The 23,121-nt window shown below is 71.4% G+C and carries 21 protein-coding genes; 16 read left to right on the forward strand and 5 right to left on the reverse strand.

The features are described 5' to 3' along the window. Positions 1 to 26: 26 nt before the first annotated feature. Entirely contained in the window at positions 27 to 590 is a 564-nt protein-coding gene (locus ACZ7N4_RS22560; RefSeq protein ID WP_471360367.1) for an HIT family protein, read from the forward strand. 99 nt (positions 591 to 689) lie between these two features. On the opposite strand, the gene ACZ7N4_RS22565 is transcribed toward ACZ7N4_RS22560, so the two are convergent. The 3 genes from ACZ7N4_RS22565 to ACZ7N4_RS22575 all read right to left on the reverse strand — a co-directional run bounded on the left by ACZ7N4_RS22565 (position 690) and on the right by ACZ7N4_RS22575 (position 5,110). Next, on the reverse strand, positions 690 to 2,336 hold the full coding sequence (locus tag ACZ7N4_RS22565) for a hypothetical protein (RefSeq protein ID WP_471360369.1): 1,647 nt from the start codon (positions 2,334 to 2,336) through the stop codon (positions 690 to 692). Positions 2,337 to 2,549: 213 nt separating this feature from the next. Then, the gene (locus ACZ7N4_RS22570) at positions 2,550 to 4,751 is read right to left on the reverse strand and encodes an elongation factor G-like protein EF-G2 (protein WP_471360372.1); all 2,202 of its coding nucleotides are present in this window, start codon (positions 4,749 to 4,751) and stop codon (positions 2,550 to 2,552) included. Positions 4,752 to 4,882: 131 nt separating this feature from the next. Next, positions 4,883 to 5,110: a hypothetical protein gene (locus ACZ7N4_RS22575; RefSeq protein ID WP_471360514.1), complete on the reverse strand. Its 228-nt coding sequence runs from the start codon at positions 5,108 to 5,110 to the stop codon at positions 4,883 to 4,885. On the opposite strand from ACZ7N4_RS22575, the gene pgsA reads away from it, so the two are divergent. The 15 genes from pgsA (at position 5,025) to ACZ7N4_RS22650 (ending at position 20,524) form a co-directional block, all read left to right on the forward strand. Then, positions 5,025 to 5,744, forward strand: a complete 720-nt coding sequence (pgsA, locus tag ACZ7N4_RS22580; protein ID WP_471360505.1) for a phosphatidylinositol phosphate synthase — start codon at positions 5,025 to 5,027, stop codon at positions 5,742 to 5,744. The two genes, ACZ7N4_RS22575 and pgsA, sit on opposite strands and share 86 nt — an antisense overlap. Continuing rightward, on the forward strand, positions 5,741 to 6,649 hold the full coding sequence (locus tag ACZ7N4_RS22585; RefSeq protein WP_471360375.1) for a phosphatidylinositol mannoside acyltransferase: 909 nt from the start codon (positions 5,741 to 5,743) through the stop codon (positions 6,647 to 6,649). Before pgsA ends, ACZ7N4_RS22585 begins: the two co-directional genes overlap by 4 nt. Continuing rightward, complete coding sequence (locus ACZ7N4_RS22590) at positions 6,646 to 7,809, forward strand: glycosyltransferase family 4 protein (protein WP_471360378.1); 1,164 nt, start codon at positions 6,646 to 6,648, stop codon at positions 7,807 to 7,809. Before ACZ7N4_RS22585 ends, ACZ7N4_RS22590 begins: the two co-directional genes overlap by 4 nt. 235 nt (positions 7,810 to 8,044) lie before the next feature. Next, positions 8,045 to 8,587, forward strand: coding sequence for a LemA family protein (locus ACZ7N4_RS22595; RefSeq protein ID WP_471360381.1), 543 nt, complete (start codon positions 8,045 to 8,047; stop codon positions 8,585 to 8,587). A 114-nt stretch (positions 8,588 to 8,701) separates the two neighbouring features. Then, positions 8,702 to 9,607, forward strand: a complete 906-nt coding sequence (pdxS, locus tag ACZ7N4_RS22600) for a pyridoxal 5'-phosphate synthase lyase subunit PdxS (RefSeq protein ID WP_471360384.1) — start codon at positions 8,702 to 8,704, stop codon at positions 9,605 to 9,607. Between the two features lie 23 nt (positions 9,608 to 9,630). After that, on the forward strand, positions 9,631 to 10,236 hold the full coding sequence (gene pdxT, locus ACZ7N4_RS22605) for a pyridoxal 5'-phosphate synthase glutaminase subunit PdxT (protein ID WP_471360387.1): 606 nt from the start codon (positions 9,631 to 9,633) through the stop codon (positions 10,234 to 10,236). A gap of 75 nt (positions 10,237 to 10,311) precedes the next feature. Beyond that, positions 10,312 to 11,064 carry a YebC/PmpR family DNA-binding transcriptional regulator gene (locus ACZ7N4_RS22610; RefSeq protein WP_471360390.1) on the forward strand — a complete coding sequence of 251 codons (753 nt, stop codon included), beginning with the start codon at positions 10,312 to 10,314 and terminating at the stop codon, positions 11,062 to 11,064. A gap of 105 nt (positions 11,065 to 11,169) precedes the next feature. Continuing rightward, positions 11,170 to 11,709, forward strand: a complete 540-nt coding sequence (gene ruvC, locus ACZ7N4_RS22615) for a crossover junction endodeoxyribonuclease RuvC (RefSeq protein ID WP_471360393.1) — start codon at positions 11,170 to 11,172, stop codon at positions 11,707 to 11,709. Beyond that, positions 11,706 to 12,311, forward strand: coding sequence for a Holliday junction branch migration protein RuvA (ruvA, locus tag ACZ7N4_RS22620; protein ID WP_471360396.1), 606 nt, complete (start codon positions 11,706 to 11,708; stop codon positions 12,309 to 12,311). Before ruvC ends, ruvA begins: the two co-directional genes overlap by 4 nt. Before the next feature lie 25 nt (positions 12,312 to 12,336). Beyond that, on the forward strand, positions 12,337 to 13,407 hold the full coding sequence (gene ruvB, locus ACZ7N4_RS22625) for a Holliday junction branch migration DNA helicase RuvB (protein ID WP_471360399.1): 1,071 nt from the start codon (positions 12,337 to 12,339) through the stop codon (positions 13,405 to 13,407). Between the two features lie 175 nt (positions 13,408 to 13,582). Further along, positions 13,583 to 14,110 (forward strand): preprotein translocase subunit YajC, encoded by a 528-nt coding sequence (yajC, locus tag ACZ7N4_RS22630; RefSeq protein WP_471360402.1) that lies wholly within the window; start codon positions 13,583 to 13,585, stop codon positions 14,108 to 14,110. 142 nt (positions 14,111 to 14,252) lie between these two features. Then, a complete protein-coding gene (secD, locus tag ACZ7N4_RS22635; protein ID WP_471360405.1) occupies positions 14,253 to 16,037 on the forward strand; it encodes a protein translocase subunit SecD in 1,785 nt (594 codons plus the stop codon). A 3-nt stretch (positions 16,038 to 16,040) separates the two neighbouring features. Next, entirely contained in the window at positions 16,041 to 17,147 is a 1,107-nt protein-coding gene (gene secF / locus ACZ7N4_RS22640; RefSeq protein ID WP_471360408.1) for a protein translocase subunit SecF, read from the forward strand. Next, on the forward strand, positions 17,144 to 17,683 hold the full coding sequence (locus ACZ7N4_RS22645; protein ID WP_471360411.1) for an adenine phosphoribosyltransferase: 540 nt from the start codon (positions 17,144 to 17,146) through the stop codon (positions 17,681 to 17,683). The genes secF and ACZ7N4_RS22645 overlap by 4 nt, the downstream gene beginning before the upstream one ends. 297 nt (positions 17,684 to 17,980) lie before the next feature. Further along, positions 17,981 to 20,524, forward strand: coding sequence for a RelA/SpoT family protein (locus tag ACZ7N4_RS22650; RefSeq protein WP_471360414.1), 2,544 nt, complete (start codon positions 17,981 to 17,983; stop codon positions 20,522 to 20,524). Positions 20,525 to 20,845: 321 nt separating this feature from the next. On the opposite strand, the gene ACZ7N4_RS22655 is transcribed toward ACZ7N4_RS22650, so the two are convergent. Continuing rightward, positions 20,846 to 22,075 carry a DUF349 domain-containing protein gene (locus tag ACZ7N4_RS22655; protein WP_471360417.1) on the reverse strand — a complete coding sequence of 410 codons (1,230 nt, stop codon included), beginning with the start codon at positions 22,073 to 22,075 and terminating at the stop codon, positions 20,846 to 20,848. Positions 22,076 to 22,254: 179 nt separating this feature from the next. Further along, the gene (locus ACZ7N4_RS22660; RefSeq protein ID WP_471360420.1) at positions 22,255 to 23,079 is read right to left on the reverse strand and encodes a peptidylprolyl isomerase; all 825 of its coding nucleotides are present in this window, start codon (positions 23,077 to 23,079) and stop codon (positions 22,255 to 22,257) included. Positions 23,080 to 23,121: the final 42 nt, after the last annotated feature.

Raw genomic sequence — 23,121 nt, forward strand, 5'->3', positions numbered from 1 at the left:
GACACGCCGGGAAGGGGTGAAGCCATATGCTGCCTAGCATGACGAGTGAGCCGGAGCAGCAGATCGGAGTGGGGACGCAGGACGCGTTCCAGCGCCTGTGGACGCCCCACCGGATGGCGTACATCCAGGGCGAGAACAAGCCGACCGGCCCGGGGGCCGACGACGGCTGCCCGTTCTGCTCGATTCCGGCCAAGTCGGACGAGGACGGGCTGATCGTCCGGCGCGGTGAGCACGTGTACGCGGTGCTCAACCTGTACCCGTACAACGGTGGTCATCTGATGACCGTGCCGTACCGTCATGTGGCCGACTACACGGATCTGACCGGGCCGGAGACCGCCGAGCTGGGGGAGCTGACCAAGCAGGCCATGACGGCGCTGCGGACCGCGTCCGGGGCGCAGGGTTTCAACATCGGCATGAACCAGGGCGCGGTCGCGGGCGCCGGTATCGCGGCGCACCTGCACCAGCACATCGTGCCCCGCTGGGGTGGCGACACGAACTTCATGCCGGTGGTGGGCCACACGCGGGTGCTGCCGCAGCTGCTGGCGGACACCCGGAAGATGCTGGCGGAGGCCTGGCCGACGGCGGGATGAACAGCCCGTCCGGCGGGAGGGACGAGGCCGTTCACCGGCCGGCGCGGGGGCCGGGGACGGCCGGCCCCAGGCCCCCGCACCGGCCGTGGTGCCTCAGGCCTACGCGTCGTAGAGGTCGGCCTTCCTGGGCGTCGGGTCCTGGACGTTGCCGCTGAGGAACGCCGAGCGGGCGCCGAACTTCTCCGTGTTCACGCCGTTCTCCGCCAGGACCCTGATCGCGGCGGAGTGGACCACGCGCAGCACCGGTGTGGCCGCGCGCAGCGCGTCGTCGGCCATGAAGCGGTGGCGCCAGGGCTGGTCGGCCCAGGCGTGACGCAGGCCGAACGGCTCGGGCAGGCCCAGTGAGCCGCCGAGCCAGTTCAGCAGCGGCGGGTACCAGGTCAGCGGGGCCCGCACGGCGAGGCGTACGACCTCGTCGGTGGTGACCAGGGGCAGCTTGATCGTGCGGTTCTCCCAGGGTTTGAGGGACTTGGCGACCTCCTTGGTCGGCGCCTCCGGCTTGCTGGTGAACAGGGAGTTCACCGGGCCCAGCGCGTGTCCGGTGACCTCGATGCGCAGGGTCTCGTGGAGCACGGTGACGGTGATCAGCATGGTGATGACCAGCTGTCCGTCCCAGAGGGTCCACTGCACGCCCAGGTAGTGCCGGTCGCCGCTGCCGAACTGCTGCTTGTTGCAGATCTCCTGTATGGCGTGCGGTTTGACCTGGAAGGCCTCGACGTCGGTGCCCTCGGGCCGGGAGACCGCCGTGGCCTTCTCGCCGATCGGGGTGACGATCCAGTGCCGTATCGACGGCTTGGGGAAGCCGCCGGTGTTGAGCGGCCCGCGCTCCAGGAGGGTGAGCTGGTCGTGGATCGCGCGTACGACGTCCCAGCTGCGGAAGGGGTGGATCTCCCGGGTGGGGTCGGCGGGGACGAGGTCCTCGGCGAGCTGCCAGGCGCCCCACCGGGTGCCCATGCCGAGTATGCCCTTGGGGCCGGCGTAGAAGACGGAGTTCGACTGCTGCTCGGCGCTCAGCCGGGCCAGGGACTGGCGCAACGCCTCGGCGGCGGTCTGGTTGGGGCCGCGCGGGACGGCCTCCGGGACCTTGGCGCCGACACTGGTGCCGGAGAGCAGGCCCTCCCAGCGGGCTCTGAGGTCCCCGGCGGTGCGTTCGCAGATCTGCTTGGCCCAGTACCAGCCGAGCACGGGGATGACTACGGCCGCGCGGGCGTACCACGCCCAGAAACCGGAGAACGGCATCTTGATCAGGAACAGCGCGGCGAGCAGGCCAACCCCCAGGAGGAGCACGGTGGCCAGGGTGCCGGCCCGTTTGTCGTCACGCCTCGCGACGAGGGAGCGCACCTGGAAGACGAGCAGCCACACGAGCATCCCGGGCAGGAAGAGCAGACCGCAGACGACGGTGACGGCGGTCAGCCGGTTGTCGCGCTCCCGGCGGATGTTGTTGGCGGCCATGGCGTGCTCGACGACGAACTGCGGTTCGGAACCGAAGGACTGGATGAGCGGTTTGCGTCCGGGGGCGAGCATCCGGTCGACGAGGGCACGGGAGAACGCCTCACCGAGATTGGGCCGGAACAGCTTCATCCGGCCGGCCTTCACGGTCGACTGGTGCCATTCGTTGTCGGCCTTCTTGATCTCCTCGATCGGGCTGTCCCGGTACGCCGCGGAGGCCAGCGCGGAGGTCGCCGCCTGCCCTTCGTCGCCCGAGACGGGTACCTGGGGCCCGTCCCACTCCGTTCCAAACGACATTCCCGCCCCCATCGCCGCCGGTGCCGTGCCTGCGGCCTTCCCGACTTCCCTGCTGCGCACACCTGTTGGACCGGCCGCCGTGCCCGCACCGGCCGGTTCCGGCGGACGGCCGCGGCACGACGTGATCCGGTGATCAGCGTATCCGCCGGCACTGACACGCGTGGGCGGACGGCCGAAGCCGCCCGCCTGTGCGCCGAGTTGTGCGCCGGCGCGCTACGCGTCGTCCCCGGCCTGTTCGCGGACGCGTTCGGCGATCTGCGGCGGCATCGGCTCGTGCCGGGCGTAGCGCCGGTCGAAGCGGGCGGTGCCGTGCGAGAGCGAGCGCAGGTCGACGGCGTACCGGCCGATCTCGAACTCGGGTACGTCGGCGCGGATCAGGGTCCGGCCGGTGCCGACCTGTTCGGTGCCGAGCAGCCGGCCGCGGCGGCCGGAGAGGTCGCTCATCACGGCGCCCACGTACTCGTCGCCGACCAGGACGGTCACCTCGGCGACCGGCTCCAACAGATGGATCCTCGCGTCCGCCGCGGCCTCGCGCAGGGCGAGGGCGCCCGCGGTCTGGAACGCGGCGTCGGAGGAGTCCACCGAGTGGGCCTTGCCGTCCAGCAGCGTGATCCGCACGTCGACCAGGGGGTAGCCGGCGGCGACGCCCTTGGCGGCCTGGGCGCGTACACCCTTCTCGACGGAGGGGATGAACTGGCGGGGCACCGCGCCGCCCACCACCTTGTCCACGAACTCGATGCCGGAGCCACCCGGCAGCGGTTCGACCTCGATCTCGCAGATGGCGTACTGGCCGTGGCCGCCGGACTGCTTGACGTGCCGGCCCCGCCCGGTGGCCCTGGTCGCGAACGTCTCCCTCAGGGAGACCTTGTGCGGGACGACGTCGACCTGGACGCCGTAGCGGCTGCGCAGCCGTTCCAGGGCCACGTCGGCGTGGGCCTCTCCCAGGCACCACAGGACGACCTGGTGGGTGTCCTGGTTCTGCTCCAGGCGCATGGTCGGGTCCTCGGCGACCAGCCGGGCCAGGCCCTGGGAGAGTTTGTCCTCGTCGGCCTTGCTGTGCGCGTGGATGGCCAGCGGCAGCAACGGGTCGGGCATCCGCCAGGGCTCCATCAGGAGCGGGTCGTCCTTGGCGGAGAGGGTGTCGCCGGTCTCGGCGCGGCCGAGTTTGGCCACGCAGACCAGGTCGCCGGCGACGGCGTGGGTGACCGGGCGCTGCTGTTTGCCGAAGGGCATGGACAGCGCGCCGACCTTCTCGTCGACGTCGTGGTCCTCGTGTCCGCGGTCGGCGAGGCCGTGCCCGGAGACGTGCACGGTCTGGTCGGGGCGCAGGGTGCCGGAGAAGACGCGGACCAGGGAGATCCGGCCGACGTAGGGGTCGGAGGAGGTCTTGACGACCTCGGCGACCAGCGGGCCGTCCGTGTCGCACGGTTTCAGCTCGCGGGGTGTGCCGTCGACGGTGGTGACCCCGGGGAGCGGGTGCTCGAAGGGGGTGGGGAAGCCGCGCGTGATCAGTTCCAGCAGTTCGACCGTGCCCAGGCCCTGGCGGGCGCCCTCGGCGGCGGGGGCGGCGGCCAGCACGGGGAAGAAGGTCCCGCGTGCCACGGCCCGTTCCAGGTCCTCGATCAGCGTCTTGACCTCGACCTGCTCGCCGCCGAGGTAGCGGTCCATGAGGGTCTCGTCCTCGCTCTCGGCGATGATTCCCTCGATGAGCCGGTTGCGGGCCTCCTCGATGTCCGGCAGCTGGTCCTCGCCGGGTTCGGACTCCTTGCGCTCACCGGTCGCGTAGTCGAACAGCTTCTGCGACAGCAGCCCGATCAGCCCGGTCACGGGCGCGTGCCCGTCGGGCCCCTCGGGGCCGCGCAGCGGCAGGTAGAGGGGCAGGACGGCGTCGGGGTCGTCGCCGCCGAAGGCCTCCGCGCAGGTCCGGGTCATCCCCTCGAAGTCGGCGCGCGCGGCCTCCAGGTGGGTGACGACGATCGCGCGGGGCATGCCGACGGCCGCGCACTCCTCCCACACCATGCGGGTGGAGCCGTCGACCCCGTCCGAGGCCGAGACGACGAACAGGGCCGCGTCGGCGGCGCGCAGACCGGCCCGCAGCTCCCCGACGAAGTCGGCGTAGCCGGGGGTGTCCAGGAGGTTGATCTTGATGCCGTCCCATTCGACCGGCACGAGGGAGAGCTGTACGGAGCGCTGCTGCCGGTGCTCGATGTCGTCGTAGTCGGAGACGGTGGCGCCGTCCTCGACGCGGCCCGCACGGTTCACGGCCCCCGCGGTCAGCGCGAGGGCTTCCACGAGGGTGGTCTTTCCCGATCCGGAGTGGCCGACCAGCACCACATTGCGTACGGACGCGGGTTGGTCGGCCGCCAGAGCCCTGCCGGCGGCTCCGGGGTGGTGTGTCTGTGCCTTGTCGCCCATGATCCTGCCTCCCGTGCACGGTGAGGTCACTGTGGGCGCGGACACGCGGGACCCGCGTGCTGAGGCGGCTCCGGCGACGCCCGCGGTCATTCGAGCTTTCCACTCCCGTCTCGCGCCGTCCATACGAAGGACTACGAAGGGTGCGCACCCGCGCACCGCACGCCGTCCGCGTCACGCGCGTCGTCACGCGCGTCGTCCCGCGCGCGGGCCGCGCACCGCTTCCCGACGCGGCTGTGGGTGCCCGCCAGCCGCGCACGCACGCGCGTGGCTACGATGGGCCAGCCGGCGGCCACCAGGGCCGCGGCGACACCGACCGTCGGGAAGGCCATGCTGAACAAGTACGCGCGTGCATTCTTCACGCGTGTCCTCACACCGTTCGCCGCGTTTCTCATCCGCCGGGGCGTGAGCCCCGACACGGTCACACTCCTCGGCACGGCCGGTGTGGTCGCGGGCGCGCTGGTCTTCTACCCCCGGGGCGCGTTCTTCTGGGGCACGGTCGTGATCACCCTGTTCGTCTTCTCCGACCTGGTCGACGGCAACATGGCCCGCCAGCTGGGCCGCTCCAGCCGCTGGGGCGCGTTCCTGGACTCCACCCTGGACCGGGTCGCCGACGGCGCGATCTTCGGCGGTTTCGCGCTCTGGTACGCGGGCCGGGGCGACGACAACGTGCTGTGCGCGGTGTCGATCTTCTGCCTGGCCAGCGGCCAGGTGGTGTCGTACACCAAGGCGCGCGGCGAGTCGATCGGGCTTCCGGTCGCCGTCAACGGGCTCGTGGAGCGCGCCGAGCGGCTGGTGATCTCGCTGGTCGCGGCCGGTCTCGCCGGTCTGCACACGTTCGGTGTGCCGGGCGTCCAGTGGCTGCTGCCGATCGCACTGTGGATCGTCGCCGTGGGCAGCCTGGTCACGCTCGTCCAGCGGGTCGTCACCGTCCGCCGCGAGTCCGCCGAGGCGGAGGCGGCGGCGCGGGCGGGCGCGAGCGAGGCGGCACAGTGAGCGCCGCCGACCGACTCACCGACGCGCTGTACGGCGCCGGCTGGAGCACCGTCAAGAAGCTGCCCGAGCCGGTCGCGGTGCGCCTCGGCCGGACCATCGCCGACCTCGCCTGGAAGCAGCGCGGCAAGGGCGTGCAGCGCCTGGAGGCCAACTACGCGCGCGTGGTGCCCGACGCCACTCCCGAGCGGCTCGCCGAGCTGTCCCGCGCGGGGATGCGCTCGTACCTGCGCTACTGGATGGAGTCCTTCCGGCTGCCGGCGTGGAGCGCCGAGCGCGTGCGGACGGGCTTCGACCCGAAGGACGTCCACCACCTGACCGACGGGCTCGCCTCCGGCCGGGGTGTGATCCTCGCGCTGCCGCACCTGGCCAACTGGGACCTGGCCGGCGCCTGGGTCACCACCGAGCTTCGGACGCCGTTCACGACGGTCGCCGAGCGCCTGAAGCCGGAGACGCTCTACGACCGCTTCGTCGCCTACCGCGAGGGCCTCGGCATGGAGGTCCTGCCGCACAGCGGCGGCTCCGCCTTCGGCACCCTGGCCCGCAGGCTCCGTGACGGCGGCCTGGTCTGCCTGGTCGCCGACCGCGACCTGTCGGCCTCCGGCGTCGAGGTCGACTTCTTCGGCGAGACGGCCCGGATGCCCGCCGGCCCCGCGCTGCTCGCCCAGCACACCGGCGCGCTGCTGCTGCCCGTCACCCTCTGGTACGACGACTCGCCGGTCATGAAGGGCCGGGTGCATCCGCCGGTCGACGTCCCCGAGTCAGGCAAGCGGGCCGAGAAGACGTCCGTCATGACACAGGCCCTGGCCGACGCCTTCGCCTCCGGCATCGCCGAGCACCCGGAGGACTGGCACATGCTCCAGCGGCTCTGGCTCGCCGACCTCGACCCCGCGAAGGGACCCGCGTGAGAATCGGGATCGTCTGCCCGTACTCCTGGGACGTGCCCGGTGGCGTCCAGTTCCACATCCGCGACCTCGCCGAGTACTTCCTGCGCCTCGGCCACGAGGTCTCCGTCCTCGCCCCGGCCGACGACGACACCCCGCTGCCGCCGTACGTCGTCTCGGCCGGCCGCGCGGTCCCGGTGCCGTACAACGGCTCGGTGGCCCGCCTGAACTTCGGCTTCCTGTCGGCCGCGCGGGTGCGGCGCTGGCTGCACGAGGGCAAGTTCGACGTGGTGCACATCCACGAGCCGACGTCACCGTCGCTGGGCCTGCTGACCTGCTGGGCGGCGTCCGGTCCGATCGTGGCCACGTTCCACACCTCCAACCCGCGTTCGCGCGCGATGATCGCCGCGTACGCGATCCTGCAGGCCGCCCTGGAGAAGATCAGCGCGCGGATCGCGGTCAGCGAGTACGCCCGGCGGACGCTGGTCGAGCACCTCGGCGGGGACGCGGTGGTCATCCCCAACGGCGTCGACGTCGACTTCTTCGCCCGGGCCGAGCCCGACCCACGGTGGCAGGGCGACACCATCGGCTTCATCGGCCGGATCGACGAGCCCCGCAAGGGCCTGCCCGTGCTGATGCAGGCCCTGCCGAAGATCCTCGCCGCCCGGCCGCAGACCCGTCTGCTGGTCGCGGGCCGCGGCGACGAGGAGGCGGCCCTCGGCCAGCTGCCGGCGGAGCTGCGCTCGCGCGTGGAGTTCCTCGGCATGATCAGCGACGAGGACAAGGCGCGGCTCCTGCGCAGCGTCGACTTGTACGTCGCGCCCAACACGGGCGGCGAGAGCTTCGGCATCATCCTGGTCGAGGCGATGTCGGCGGGCGCCCCCGTGCTCGCCTCCGATCTGGACGCGTTCGTGCAGGTCCTCGACCAGGGCGAGGCCGGCGAGGTCTTCGCCAACGAGAACGCCGACGCGTTGGCCGCGGCGGCGGTACGGCTCCTCGCGGACCCCGCCCGCCGAGCACTGCTGCGCGAGCGCGGCAGCGCCCACGTGCGGCGCTTCGACTGGTCCACCGTCGGCGCGGACATCCTTTCCGTCTACGAGACGGTCACGGCCGGCGCGGCAGCGGTCGGCGCGGACGAGCGGGCGACGGGGCTGCGGGCGCGGTTCGGGCTGGCGCGGGACTGACGGGACGGCGGGGGACTGACGAGGGGGCTGGGGACTGACGGGGGGCTGGGGGCCGGCTGCGGCCGGCCTGCGGCAGCGGGTCCAGTCGGTGCCGAGGGTGAGTGCCCAGAGCCGTTTCCCCGGATCGGAGAGCCGTTTTCTCGACATCGACGGCGTGTGCCTGCAGCCCGCCCCCGTCGGCGCCGAGGCGCTGACCGGCGCGGGGGCGTGGGGCGGCAGCCGATAGCCTTCCGGCGTGACCGCAACCCTCATCTGGATCCTCGTCGCACTCGTCGCCATCGGCGTGTACCTCAGCTGGACGGCCGGGCGGCTGGACCGGCTGCACGTGCGGATGGACGCCGCGCGGGCCGCGCTCGACGCGCAGCTGCTGCGGCGGGCCTCCGTGGCGCAGGAACTGGCGACCTCGGGCGTGCTCGACCCGGCCGCCTCGATCGTGCTGTACGAGGCCGCACACGCGGCCCGGCAGGCCGAGGAGGAGCAGCGGGAGGTCGCCGAGAGCGAGCTGAGCCAGGCGCTGCGCGCCGTCTTCGGGGACCCGGCGCAGGTCGAGGCCGTCCGTGAGGCCCCGGGCGGTGAGGAGGCGGCCCGTGAGCTGGCCGAGGCGGTCCGCCGGGTGCCGATGGCCCGCCGCTTCCACAACGACGCCGTGGGCGCCGCCCGCAGGCTCCGCGAGCACCGCAAGGTCCGCTGGTTCCGGCTGGCCGGCCACGCCCCCTTCCCGCTGGCCTTCGAGATGGACGACGAGCCGCCCGCGGCGCTGGTCGAGAGGGTCTCCTGAACGCCCGGTGGACGAAAAGGATCCACCGGCTTTCCATTGGCCCTTGCTGTGGCCTGGTCCACTCGCGTTTCCTCATCGGTGCAGAAACCCTCTTTCCCATCAGTGAGGTCACCCGTGTCCACCATCGACAACCAGGCTCCCGAGACCGGTACCGCCCGCGTGAAGCGCGGCATGGCCGAGCAGCTCAAGGGCGGCGTGATCATGGACGTCGTCACGCCGGAGCAGGCGAAGATCGCCGAGGACGCGGGCGCCGTCGCCGTCATGGCCCTGGAGCGGGTCCCGGCCGACATCCGCAAGGACGGCGGCGTGGCCCGCATGTCCGACCCGGACATGATCGAGGGCATCATCGACGCCGTCTCGATCCCGGTCATGGCCAAGTCGCGCATCGGCCACTTCGTCGAGGCCCAGGTCCTGCAGTCCCTCGGCGTCGACTACATCGACGAGTCCGAGGTCCTCACCCCGGCCGACGAGGTCAACCACTCCGACAAGTGGGCCTTCACCACCCCCTTCGTCTGTGGTGCGACCAACCTGGGCGAGGCCCTGCGCCGCATCGCCGAGGGCGCCGCGATGATCCGCTCCAAGGGCGAGGCCGGCACCGGCAACGTCGTCGAGGCCGTCCGCCACCTGCGCCAGATCAAGAACGAGATCGCCAAGCTGCGCGGCTTCGACAACAACGAGCTGTACGCCGCCGCCAAGGAGCTGCGCGCCCCGTACGAGCTGGTCCGTGAGGTCGCCGAGCTGGGCAAGCTCCCGGTCGTCCTCTTCTCCGCCGGCGGCGTCGCCACCCCGGCCGACGCGGCCCTGATGCGCCAGCTCGGCGCCGAGGGCGTGTTCGTCGGCTCCGGCATCTTCAAGTCCGGCGACCCGGCCAAGCGCGCCGCCGCCATCGTGAAGGCCACCACCTTCTACGACGACCCGAAGATCATCGCGGACGCGTCCCGCAACCTCGGCGAGGCCATGGTCGGCATCAACTGCGACACCCTCCCCGAGACCGAGCGGTACGCCAACCGCGGCTGGTAACCCACCACAGGTAACGACACCCCATGAACACTCCTGTCATAGGCGTCCTGGCCCTCCAGGGCGACGTACGGGAGCACCTCATCGCCCTGGCCGCGGCCGACGCCGTGGCCAGGCCGGTGCGGCGCCCCGAGGAACTCGCCGAGGTCGACGGTCTCGTCCTGCCCGGCGGCGAGTCCACCACCATCTCCAAGCTGGCCGTCCTGTTCGGTCTGATGGAGCCCCTTCGCGCGCGCGTGCGGGACGGCATGCCCGTCTACGGCACCTGCGCCGGCATGATCATGCTCGCCGACAAGATCCTCGACCCGCGTTCGGGCCAGGAGACCATCGGCGGCATCGACATGATCGTGCGCCGCAACGCCTTCGGCCGGCAGAACGAGTCGTTCGAGGCCACGGTCGACGTGAAGGGCGTTCCGGGCGATCCTGTGGAGGGCGTCTTCATCCGCGCGCCCTGGGTGGAGTCCGTGGGCGCCGGTGCCGAGGTGCTCGCCGAGCACGACGGCCACATCGTCGCCGTACGCCAGGGCAACGCGCTCGCCACCTCGTTCCACCCGGAACTGACCGGCGACCACCGCGTGCACGCGCTCTTCGTCGACATGGTGCGCGCCACCCGGACACCGGAGTCCTTGTAGGATCTCCGGGGGTCCCCCCGGCCTCTCGACCAGGGGGCGTTCGTACAGGATGGGTTACGCGAAGGAGACAGGCAGATGTCCGGCCACTCTAAATGGGCCACGACGAAGCACAAGAAGGCCGTGATCGACGCCAAGCGCGGCAAGCTCTTCGCGAAGCTGATCAAGAACATCGAGGTCGCGGCGCGCATGGGCGGTGTCGACCTCGACGGCAACCCGACGCTGTACGACGCCGTCCAGAAGGCGAAGAAGTCGTCGGTCCCGAACAAGAACATCGACTCCGCGATCAAGCGGGGCGGCGGTCTCGAAGCCGGTGGCGCCGACTACGAGACGATCATGTACGAGGGTTACGGCCCGAACGGTGTCGCGGTGCTCATCGAGTGCCTCACCGACAACCGCAACCGCGCCGCCTCCGAGGTCCGCGTCGCCATGACCCGCAACGGCGGCTCCATGGCCGACCCGGGCTCGGTGTCGTACCTGTTCAACCGCAAGGGCGTGGTGATCGTCCCCAAGGGTGAGCTGAGCGAGGACGACGTGCTCGGCGCGGTCCTGGACGCCGGTGCCGAGGAAGTCAACGACCTCGGCGAGAACTTCGAGGTCCTCAGCGAGCCGACCGACCTCGTCGCCGTCCGCACCGCCCTGCAGGAGGCCGGCATCGACTACGAGTCGGCCGAGGCCAACTTCGTGCCCACCATGCAGGTCGAGCTGGACGAAGAGGGCGCCAAGAAGATCTTCAAGCTCATCGACGCGCTGGAGGACAGCGACGACGTGCAGAACGTCTTCGCCAACTTCGACGTGAGCGACGAGATCATGGAGAAGGTCGACGCGTAACGCGCACGGCTGACCGACCGGGCCGACGGGACACACCCGTCGGCCCGTCGCGTTGTCAGTGACACCCGATAGCCTGCACGAACAGGCCATCGAAGGGAGGGGCGCGTGCGCGTACTGGGGGTGGACCCCGGCCTGACGCGGTGCGGCGTCGGCGTGGTCGAGGGAGTCGCGGGCCGCCCGCTCACCATGGTCGGCGTCGGTGTCGTACGGACCCCGGCGGACGCCGACCTCAGCCACCGGCTGCTCGCCGTGGAGCAGGGCATCGAGCAGTGGCTGGACGAACACCGGCCCGAGTTCGTCGCCGTGGAGCGCGTCTTCAGCCAGCACAACGTGCGCACGGTCATGGGCACCGCCCAGGCCAGCGCCGTCGCCATGCTGTGCGCCGCCCGGCGCGGCATCCCCGTCGCCCTGCACACCCCCAGCGAGGTCAAGGCCGCCGTCACCGGCAGCGGACGCGCCGACAAGGCGCAGGTCGGAGCCATGGTGACCCGGCTGCTCCGGCTCGCCGCCCCGCCGAAGCCGGCGGACGCCGCCGACGCCCTCGCGCTCGCCATCTGCCACATCTGGCGCGCCCCCGCCCAGAACCGACTCCAGCAGGCCGTCGCCCGGCAGGCTGTCCACGCAACGAAAGGCCGTACGGCATGATCGCCTTCGTCAGCGGCACGGTCGCCGCGCTCGCCCCCGACGCAGCGGTCGTCGAGGTCGGCGGCGTCGGCATGGCCGTCCAGTGCACGCCGAACACCCTGTCCACGCTCCGCGTCGGCCAGCCGGCCAGGCTGCACACCTCCCTCGTCGTCCGCGAGGACTCGCTCACCCTGTACGGCTTCGCCGACGACGACGAACGCCAGGTCTTCGAGCTGCTCCAGACCGCCAGCGGCGTCGGACCGCGCCTGGCGCAGGCGATGCTCGCCGTGCACACCCCGGACGCGCTGCGCCGCGCGGTCGCCACCGGGGACGAGAAGGCCCTCACCGCCGTCCCCGGCATCGGCAGGAAGGGCGCCCAGAAGCTGCTGCTGGAACTGAAGGACCGGCTCGGCGAGCCCATCGGTGCCCCCGCCGTCGGCGCGCCCGTCGGCCAGGGCTGGCGCGACCAGCTCCACGCCGCCCTGATCGGCCTCGGCTACGCCACCCGCGAGGCCGACGAGGCGGTGACCGCCGTCGCGCCCCAGGCCGAACAGGCGGGCGGCGCACCCCAGGTCGGGCAGCTGCTGAAGGCCGCCCTGCAGACCCTGAACCGAGCCCGCTGACCTGCGCCACCGCTAGGAGATCTTCGTGAACTGGGACGACCCGACCGACGCCCCCGCCGCCGAGCGGCTGGTGGACTCCGTCGCCGACCGGGAGGACCAGGCCGTCGAGGCCGCCCTGCGCCCCAAGGACCTCGGCGAGTTCATCGGCCAGGAAAAGGTCCGCGAGCAGCTCGACCTCGTCCTGCGCGCCGCACGCGCGCGCGGTGCCACCGCCGACCACGTGCTGCTCTCCGGCGCGCCCGGCCTCGGCAAGACCACCCTGTCGATGATCATCGCCGCCGAGATGGGCGCCCCCATCCGCATCACCTCCGGCCCCGCCATCCAGCACGCCGGAGACCTCGCCGCGATCCTCTCCTCCCTCCAGGAGGGCGAGGTCCTCTTCCTCGACGAGATCCACCGCATGTCCCGGCCCGCCGAGGAGATGCTGTACATGGCGATGGAGGACTTCCGCGTCGACGTCATCGTCGGCAAGGGCCCCGGCGCCACCGCGATCCCGCTGGAACTGCCGCCGTTCACCCTGGTCGGCGCCACCACGCGCGCGGGCCTGCTGCCGCCGCCGCTACGCGACCGCTTCGGCTTCACCGCGCACATGGAGTTCTACGAGCCGCACGAGCTGGAGCGGGTGGTCCACCGCTCGGCGCAGCTGCTGGACGTCGGGATCGAGCCGGACGGTGCCGCCGAGATCGCCGGCCGCTCCCGGGGCACGCCCCGCATCGCCAACCGCCTGCTGCGCCGGGTCCGCGACTACGCGCAGGTCAAGGCGGACGGGTTGATCACCCGCGACATCGCGGCCGCCGCCCTCGCGGTGTACGAGGTCGACGCGCGCGGCCTCGACCGGCTCGACCGCGCGGTCCTCCAGGCCCTGCTGAAGCTCTTCGGCGGCGGACCGGTCGGCCTGTCCACCCTCGCCGTCGCGGTGGGGGAGGAACGGGAGACCGTCGAGGAGGTCGCCGAACCCTTCCTGGTCCGCGAGGGCCTGCTCGCCCGCACCCCGCGCGGCCGGGTCGCCACGCCCGCCGCATGGGCGCATCTCGGCCTCACCCCGCCGCGCTCGCAGGCCGGGGGAAACGGACAACAGGACTTGTTCGGGACGTGAGGGCAGCGCCCCGGCGAGGGCAATGGCACGGGCAGGAACCCAGGTGCCATGCTGAGCGTTGTTCCATCAGAGCGGACTCGCTTAGACTCCGCCGATGCCGCCCTTGCGGGCGGCGCCGACCACACCCCCGAACTGGCCGCTCACCCGCGCGGTCGCGCGAAGGAAATTCCGTCCCGTGAATGCCTATACCCTTCTCCCGTTCATCGTGCTCATCGCGGCGATGTTCCTGATGACGCGTTCGGCCAAGAAGAAGCAGCAGCAGGCCGCCCAGATGCGGAACGAGATGCAGCCCGGCTCCGGTGTCCGCACGATCGGGGGTATGTACGCGACGGTCAAGGAGGTCAACGAGGACACCGTCCTCCTCGACGCCGGACCGGGCGTCGAGCTCCTCTTCGCCAAGAACGCCATCGGCGCCGTCCTCACCGACGACGAGTACAACCGCATCGTCCACGGCATCGAGCACGACCTGAAGTCCGACGCCGGCCTCGTCCCCGACGACGCCTCCTCCCTCACCGAGACCGACGAGACCGACGGATCCGCCGCCGCTGCCGCCGCCTCCGACGACAAGATCGACCTCGGTAAGAAGGACGCCGCCGAGCGCGGCGAGGACGCGATCCGGGCCGCCGAGGACAAGGCCGACGCCGCCGAGGCGAAGGCGCAGGACGAGCCGAAGAAGACCGACGGCGACTCCGACGCGAAGTAGTCACGCCCCGGGAGGCGCGGCGGCGGCATGATGGCGCCCCGCGTATCCCGGGCGCGTCTGTTTCCCGCACGGGAGCCCGATTCCATGTCATGGCCGACCGCGCCGACCGGGCGCGGGGCGGCCCGAGAGGGAGTACGAGAAGGTGGCAGCACCCAAGAGGGGCCGAAGCGCGAGCGCCCAGAGCAAGCCAGGGCGCTCGCTGGCCCTCATCCTGATCGCCATCGTGGCGCTCACCGGAGGGATGTTCCTCTCCGGGCACACGACCCCGCGTCTCGGCATCGACCTCGCCGGTGGCACGAGCATCACGCTGAAGGCGAAGGCCGACCAGGGGTCCGCGATCAACAAGGCCAACATGGACACCGCGGTCGACATCATGAACCGCCGTGTCAATGGCCTGGGCGTCTCCGAGGCGGAGGTGCAGACCCAGGGGAAAGACAACATCATCGTCAACATCCCCAAGGGCACCAACTCCAAGGAGGCCCAGCAGCAGGTCGGCACCACCGCGAAGCTGTACTTCCGGCCGGTTCTGGCCGCCGCGCCCAGCGGTCCGGCCGCACAGAGCCCCGCGCCGAGCGCCTCCTCCGGCGGCGGCTCCTCGCCGAAGCCGAGCGGCAGCCCCTCCTCGACCGCCTCCTCCGGCCAGAAGGCGACCTCTCCCGGCTCCGCGTCCCCCACGGCCACGGCCACCTCCCAGGGCCGCGCCGTCAGCGACGCGCTGAAGGCCGACTCCACCCCCTCGCCGTCCGCCTCCGGCAGCGGCAAGCCGTCGTCCACCCCGTCGGCCTCGCCCTCCGGCGGCACCACCGGGAACTCCAAGCTCCAGGCCCAGTACGCCGCCCTGGACTGCAGCAAGGCCACCGACCGCGCCAAGGCCGGCAAGAACGCCAAGCCCGGTGACAGCACGGTGGCCTGCGGCGAGAACGACGGCGCCTGGTTCAAGTACCTGCTCGGTCCGGCCGCCGTGGACGGCACCGAGGTGAAGAAGGCCCAGGCCGTCTTCAACACCACGAGCGCCGCCGGCTGGCAGGTCCAGATGACCTTCACCGGCAGCGGCTCCAAGAAGTTCGCGGACATCACCGGCGCGCTGGCCCAGAAGCCGGACCCGCAGAACCAGTTCGGCATCGTCCTCGACGGCGACGTCGTCTCCAGCCCGGTCGTGCACGAGGCCATCACCGGCGGCCAGGCCGAGATCTCCGGCAGCTTCAAGCAGGAGGAGGCCCAGAGCCTCGCCAACATGCTGTCGTACGGCGCCCTGCCGCTGTCCTTCCAGGAGCAGTCCGTCACCACGGTGACCGCCGCGCTCGGCGGCGAGCAGCTGCACGCGGGTCTGCTGGCCGGCGCGATCGGCCTCGCCCTCGTCGTGATCTACCTGGTGGTCTACTACCGCGGCCTGTCCATCGTGGCCATGGCGTCCCTGCTGGTCTCCGCCATGCTCACCTACCTGATCATGACGCTGCTCGGTCCGGCCATCCACTTCGCGCTGAACCTGCCGGCCGTCTGCGGTGCCATCGTCGCGATCGGTATCACCGCGGACTCGTTCATCGTGTACTTCGAACGCATCCGGGACGAGATCCGCGAGGGCCGCTCCCTGCGCCCCGCCGTCGAGCGGGCCTGGCCGCGCGCCCGGCGCACCATCCTGGTCTCCGACTTCGTGTCGTTCCTCGCCGCCGCGGTCCTGTTCATCGTGACCGTCGGCAAGGTCCAGGGCTTCGCGTTCACGCTCGGCCTGACCACCCTGCTCGACGTCGTCGTGGTCTTCTTCTTCACCAAGCCGCTGATGACGCTGCTGGCCCGCCGGAAGTTCTTCGCCAACGGCCACAAGTGGTCCGGGCTCGACCCGAAGAGCCTCGGTGCCAAGCCGCCGCTGCGCCGTACCCGCCGTCCCGCCGGTCCTGCCGCCGGCTCTGTCGACCCGAAGGAGGCCTGAGCGATGTCGAAACTCGGCAACCTCGGCGCTCGACTGCACCGCGGCGAGATCTCGTACGACTTCGTCGGCAAGCGCAAGATCTGGTACGGCATCTCGATCCTGATCACCATCACGGCCATCGTCGGCCTGGCGGTGCGCGGCCTGAACATGGGCATCGAGTTCCAGGGCGGCGCGGTCTTCACCACGCCGACGAAGATGAGCACCTCGGTCGCCCAGGCCGAGGAGTACGCCAACGCCGCCTCCGGCCACCAGTCGGTCGTGCAGAAGCTCGGCAACGGCAGCCTGCGCATCCAGATCGCGGGCATCGACACCGGCCAGTCCGACAGGATCAAGCAGGAGCTGGCCAAGGACCTGGACCTCAACCCCGAGAAGCTCGCCGCCGACCTGGTCGGACCGAGCTGGGGCGAGCAGATCGCCAACAAGGCCTGGGAGGGTCTGGCGATCTTCATGGTCCTCGTCGTGATCTACCTGGCGATCGCGTTCGAGTGGCGCATGGCCATCGCGGCGCTGGTCGCGCTGATCCACGACATCACCATCACGACCGGTATCTACGCGCTGGTCGGCTTCGAGGTCACGCCCGGCACGGTCATCGGTCTGCTGACCATCCTCGGTTACTCGCTCTACGACACGGTCGTCGTCTTCGACAGTCTCAAGGAGCAGACGAGGGACATCACCAAGCAGACCAGGTGGACGTACAGCGACATCGCGAACCGCTCCATCAACGGCACCCTGGTCCGCTCCATCAACACCACGGTCGTCGCCCTGCTGCCGGTCGCCGGTCTGCTCTTCATCGGCGGCGGCTTCCTCGGCGCGGGCACGCTCAACGACATCTCCCTGTCGCTGTTCGTCGGTCTCGCGGCCGGTGCCTACTCGTCGATCTTCATCGCCACACCGCTCGTCGCCGACCTCAAGGAGCGCGAGCCGGCGATGAAGGCCCTCAGCAAGCGGGTCCTGGCCAAGCGTGCCCAGGCCGGTGCGGGCGAGGAGGTCGCGGAGGCCCCCGCCGCCGGTGACGACGCCGACGAGGCCGCGCCCGCCGTGGTGGGTCCGCGCAGCCAGCCCGCGTCCCGCGGCCGGGGCCGCGGCCGTCCCTCGGGGAAGCGCCGATGACCGACATCCAGGAGCTGCTGCTCAGCCGCATCCGTGACGTCGCCGACTACCCGGAGCCGGGCGTGATGTTCAAGGACATCACCCCGCTCCTGGCCGACCCGGCGGCCTTCACCGCCCTCACCGACGAGCTGGCCGGGATCGCGGAGAGCACCGGCGCCACCAAGGTCGTCGGCCTGGAGGCCCGGGGCTTCATCCTCGGCGCCCCGGTCGCCGTCCGCGCGGGCGTGGGCTTCATCCCGGTCCGCAAGGCGGGCAAGCTGCCCGGAGCCACCCTGCGCCAGGCGTACGACCTGGAGTACGGCTCGGCGGAGATCGAGGTGCACGCGGAGGACCTGGCCCACGGCGACCGCGTCCTGATCGTGGACGACGTCCTGGCCACGGGCGGCACCGCCGAGGCCGCAATCCGGCTCATCCACCGCGCGGGCGCCGAGGTCGCCGGCCTCGCGGTCCTGATGGAGCTGACCTTCCTGGCCGCCCGCCCCCGCCTGGAACCGACCCTGAACGGCGCCCCTCTCAAGGCCCTCCTCCAGGTCTGACCCCGCCCACGCGATACGGCCGCCCCACACCCGGGGCGGCCGTTCGGCATTCCGCCCCCGTGACACGGCGGGCGGGCTCCTTCCGGGCCACCCGCACCCGCCGACGGCGAGGAAAGGGGTCGGTGAAGCCGCGGCGGAGGCCGCGGTCCGAGCCCCCGGAATCCCGCGACCGCCCCCGGCGTTTCACGGTTAGACGGTCCTCACAGGCGCCTGCAGGCGATGACCGGGCCCAGGATCGCTACCATTGGGGTTTCCGGAGCCTGACCGGGGGACCCGGATCGCGCACGAGGAGTCCTCTTGCCAGACGAGGCCCAGCCACTGACCGCCGCCAAGCCCGAGCCCGCCTCGGCCCCCGCGGCGAAACCCGCGCCGAACGCTTCCCACGTGAAGAACGATCCCCGCGGGACGGTCGAGCACGCCCAGTCGGCGCCCGTCGAGAAGAGCGCCGAGGCCTCGCGCCCCAAGCCGTCCCCCACCCCCTCGCCCGAGCGCCCGGCCCAGCCCCCCGTGGTGCGCCAGCCGGCCACCCCGCCCACCCGCACCGGCTCCTCCAACCGCGTCCGGGCCCGCCTCGCCCGTCTCGGTGTGCAGCGCGCGAACCCGTACAACCCGGTCCTGGAACCGCTGCTGCGGATAGTGCGCAGCAACGACCCGAAGATCGAGAACTCCACGCTCCGGCAGATCGAGCGCGCCTACCAGGTCGCCGAGCGCTGGCACCGCGGCCAGAAGCGCAAGAGCGGCGACCCGTACATCACGCACCCCCTCGCCGTCACCACGATCCTCGCCGAGCTGGGCATGGACCCGGCCACGCTGATGGCCGGCCTGCTGCACGACACCGTCGAGGACACCGAGTACGGCCTGGACCAGCTCCGCCGCGACTTCGGCGACACCGTCGCCCTGCTCGTGGACGGCGTCACCAAGCTGGACAAGGTGAAGTTCGGCGAGGCCGCGCAGGCCGAGACCGTGCGCAAGATGGTCGTGGCCATGGCCAAGGACCCGCGCGTCCTGGTCATCAAGCTCGCCGACCGCCTGCACAACATGCGCACGATGCGCTACCTGAAGCGCGAGAAGCAGGAGAAGAAGGCGCGCGAGACGCTGGAGATCTACGCTCCGCTCGCCCACCGCCTCGGCATGAACACCATCAAGTGGGAGCTGGAGGACCTCGCCTTCGCGATCCTCTACCCCAAGATGTACGACGAGATCGTACGGCTCGTCGCCGAGCGCGCGCCCAAGCGGGACGAGTACCTCGCCATAGTGACCGACGAGGTCCAGGCCGATCTCCGGGCCGCACGGATCAAGGCGACCGTCACCGGCCGCCCGAAGCACTACTACAGCGTCTACCAGAAGATGATCGTGCGAGGCCGGGACTTCGCCGAGATCTACGACCTGGTGGGCATCCGCGTCCTCGTCGACACGGTCCGCGACTGCTACGCCGCCCTCGGCACCGTGCACGCGCGATGGAACCCGGTCCCCGGCCGGTTCAAGGACTACATCGCGATGCCCAAGTTCAACATGTACCAGTCGCTGCACACGACGGTCATCGGCCCCAACGGCAAGCCGGTCGAGCTGCAGATCCGCACCTTCGACATGCACCGCCGCGCCGAGTACGGCATCGCCGCGCACTGGAAGTACAAGCAGGAGGCCGTCGCCGGCGCCTCCAAGGTCCGCACCGACGTGCCCAAGGCCGGCAAGAAGGACGACCACCTCAACGACATGGCGTGGCTGCGCCAGCTGCTGGACTGGCAGAAGGAGACCGAGGACCCGGGCGAGTTCCTGGAGTCCCTGCGCTTCGACCTGTCCCGCAACGAGGTCTTCGTCTTCACCCCCAAGGGCGATGTCATCGCGTTGCCGGCCGGTGCCACCCCGGTGGACTTCGCCTACGCCGTCCACACGGAGGTCGGCCACCGCACGATAGGAGCGCGGGTCAACGGCCGCCTGGTCCCGCTCGAATCCACCCTGGACAACGGCGACCTCGTGGAGGTCTTCACCTCCAAGGCGGCGGGCGCCGGCCCGTCCCGCGACTGGCTCGGCTTCGTCAAGTCCCCGCGGGCCCGCAACAAGATCCGCGCCTGGTTCTCCAAGGAACGCCGGGACGAGGCGATCGAGCAGGGCAAGGACGCCATCGTGCGGGCCATGCGCAAGCAGAACCTGCCGATCCAGCGGATCCTCACCGGCGACTCGCTCGTCACCCTCGCCCACGAGATGCGCTACTCGGACATCTCCGCGCTGTACGCGGCGATCGGCGAGGGCCATGTCTCCGCACAGAACATCGTGCAGAAGCTCGTCCAGGCCCTCGGCGGCGAGGAAGCCGCAAGCGAGGAGATCGACGAGACGGTCCCGCCGTCGCGCAGCCGCGGCCGCAAGCGCCGTTCCAGCGCCGACCCGGGTGTCGTGGTCAAGGGCGTCGAGGACGTGTGGGTCAAGCTGGCCCGGTGCTGTACGCCGGTGCCCGGCGACCCGATCATCGGCTTCGTCACCCGCGGCAGCGGCGTATCGGTTCACCGCAGCGACTGCGTCAACGTCGACTCGCTGTCCCGCGAGCCCGAGCGCATCCTCGACGTCGAATGGGCGCCCACCCAGTCCTCGGTCTTCCTGGTCGCCATCCAGGTGGAGGCGCTGGACCGGTCCCGTCTCCTCTCGGACGTCACCCGGGTCCTGTCCGACCAGCACGTCAACATCCTCTCGGCGGCCGTCCAGACCTCCCGCGAGCGGGTGGCCACCTCCCGGTTCACCTTCGAGATGGGCGACCCCAAGCACCTCGGTCACGTCCTGAAGGCCGTCCGGGGCGTGGAGGGCGTGTACGACGTCTACCGCGTGACATCGGGCCGCAGCCGGTCCTAGAGCCGTCGGTGCCGGGGGAGAGGCAGGAGCGCGGCGGCAGCCCGGCTGATCGGACGCCACGGCCCCGGACGGCCCGGCCCACGTGATCGCGGGCCGCTACGGGGCCCGCGCCGGCTGGGACGGTACGGCATCGGCGTGCCCGGGCCCCGGAGAACGCCCGAGCGCCAGGAACCGGCCCCTGCCGCAGCGTTCGGGCCGGACTGCCGCGGCAGTCCGGCGACCCACTTCCTGGGGCGGCCCGACCGAAACGACCGGGCGGCCCGGGGTGTGGTACACCACCGGGCCGCCCGGACGGGACGGCGGGAGCCGCTCGGCGTTCGGTCAGCCGCCGAACTCCTGCAGGCCCTTCAGAGCCTGGTCCAGAAGCGCCGTGCGGCCCTCCAGCTCCTTCTCCAGCTTGTCGGCCTTGGCGTTGTTGCCCTGGGCGCGCGCCTGCTCGATCTGCGTCCGCAGCTTGTCCACGGCGGCCTGGAGCTGACCGGTCAGGCCCTCGGCACGCGCGCGTGCCTCCGGGTTCGTGCGGCGCCACTCGGCCTCCTCGGCCTCCTGGATCGCCCGCTCGACGGCGTGCATCCGGCCCTCGACCTTCGGCCGGGCGTCCCGCGGGACGTGACCGATGGCCTCCCAGCGCTCGTTGATCGAGCGGAAGGCGGCCCGGGCGGCCTTCAGGTCGCCGATCGGCAGGAGCTTCTCGGCCTCCTCGGCCAGCTCCTCCTTCAGCTTGAGGTTCTCCGACTGCTCCGCGTCCCGCTCGGCGAACACCGAGCTGCGGGCGGCGAAGAAGACGTCCTGGGCGCCGCGGAAGCGGTTCCACAGGTCGTCCTCGTGCTCGCGCTGGGCGCGGCCCGCGGCCTTCCACTCCGCCATCAGCTCGCGGTAACGGGCGGCCGTCGGACCCCAGTCCGTCGATCCCGACAGCGCCTCGGCCTCGGCGACCAGCCGCTCCTTGACGCGGCGGGCATCCTCGCGCTGCGCGTCCAGCTGCGCGAAGTGGGCCTTGCGGCGCTTGGAGAACGCCGAGCGGGCGTGCGAGAAGCGGTGCCACAGCTCGTCATCCGACTTGCGGTCCAGCCGCGGCAGACCCTTCCAGGTGTCCACCAGCGACCGCAGCCGCTCACCGGCCGCCCGCCACTGGTCGGACTGCGCCAGCTCCTCCGCCTCGGTGACCAGCGCCTCCTTGGCCTTGCGGGCCTCGTCGGACTGCTTGGCCCGCTGCGCCTTGCGCTCCTCGCGGCGCGCCTCGACGGTCGCCACCAGCTTGTCCAGCCGCCGCCGCAGCGCGTCCAGGTCACCGACCGCGTGGTGCGCGTCGACCTGCTCGCGCAGGTGGTCGATGGCGGCCTGGGCGTCCTTCGCCGACAGGTCGGTGGTCCGCACCCGCTTTTCGAGGAGGCCGATCTCGACAACCAGGCCCTCGTACTTGCGCTCGAAGTAGGCCAACGCCTCCTCGGGGGAGCCGGCCTGCCAGGAACCGACGACCTGCTCGCCGTCGGCCGTACGCACGTACACGGTCCCCGTCTCGTCGACGCGGCCCCACGGGTCGCTGCTCACAGCGCCTCCTCCACATGATGCCTGCGGGGGCCTCTGCGCCCCGGGCATCGTCCACAGTTTCGTCACGGCCAACATAGGCGACCAGCGGGTTGCCTGTCCGCATCCAGCGCGACCGAAATTCGTCAGTCGGCCGTTCCCGGACCTCCGGTGACGTCCTCCGGTGACGTCGTCCGGTGGCGTCAGGATCGGGTGACCGTCGCCTTGTCGATGACGACGGTCGCGTTCGGGGCGCCGTCACCGGCCCCCGTGCTCTCGCCGGCCGCGGCGATCTTGTTCAGCACCTTCATGCCCGCCGCGTCGATCGTGCCGAACGGGGTGTAGTTGGGCTGCAGCTGGCTGTCCTTGTAGACGAGGAAGAACTGGCTGCCGCCGGTGTGCTTCTGGCCGGTGTTGGCCATCGCCACCGTGCCCGCCGGGTAGATGTTGTTCTTCAGGCTCTTGTCCTTGAGGTTCTCGTCCGGGAGCGTGTAGCCCGGACCGCCCATGCCGGTGCCCTGCGGGTCGCCGCACTGCAGGACGTAGATGCCCTGGGTGGTCAGGCGGTGGCACTTGGTGTGGTCGAAGTAGCCCTTGCCCGCGAGGAAGTCGAACGAGTTCACCGTGTGCGGGGCCGCCGACGTCTTCAGGGCGACGCCGATGTCACCGCACGTCGTCGCGAGCTTCAGCGTGTACTTCGCCGACGTGTCGATCGACATCGCCGGCTCCTTCTTCCAGTTGAGCTTCTTCACCGAGCCGGCCGCCGGCTTCCGGCAGGGGTCCGGGGCCTTGCGGGTGGGCGTCGCGCTCGGGGTGACCTGGGCGCTCGCGTTCTCCTTCTTGTCGCCGTCGTCCTTCAGCACCCCGGTCGTGTACAGGGCGACACTGCCGATGACGACCACGCCCAGTACCGACGCGATCACGGAGTTGCGCAGGCGGGCCTTGCGCCGCGCCTCGGTGCGCCGCTGCTGCTGCCGCAAGAACTTCTCCCGGGCGAGCTGACGCCGCCGCTGCTCCTGGCTGACCACCGGGTTCTCTCCTCATGGTGTCGTGTGTCGGGCGGTACGCGT

It is taken from the genome of Streptomyces sp. NPDC107654 (genome assembly GCF_055639035.1).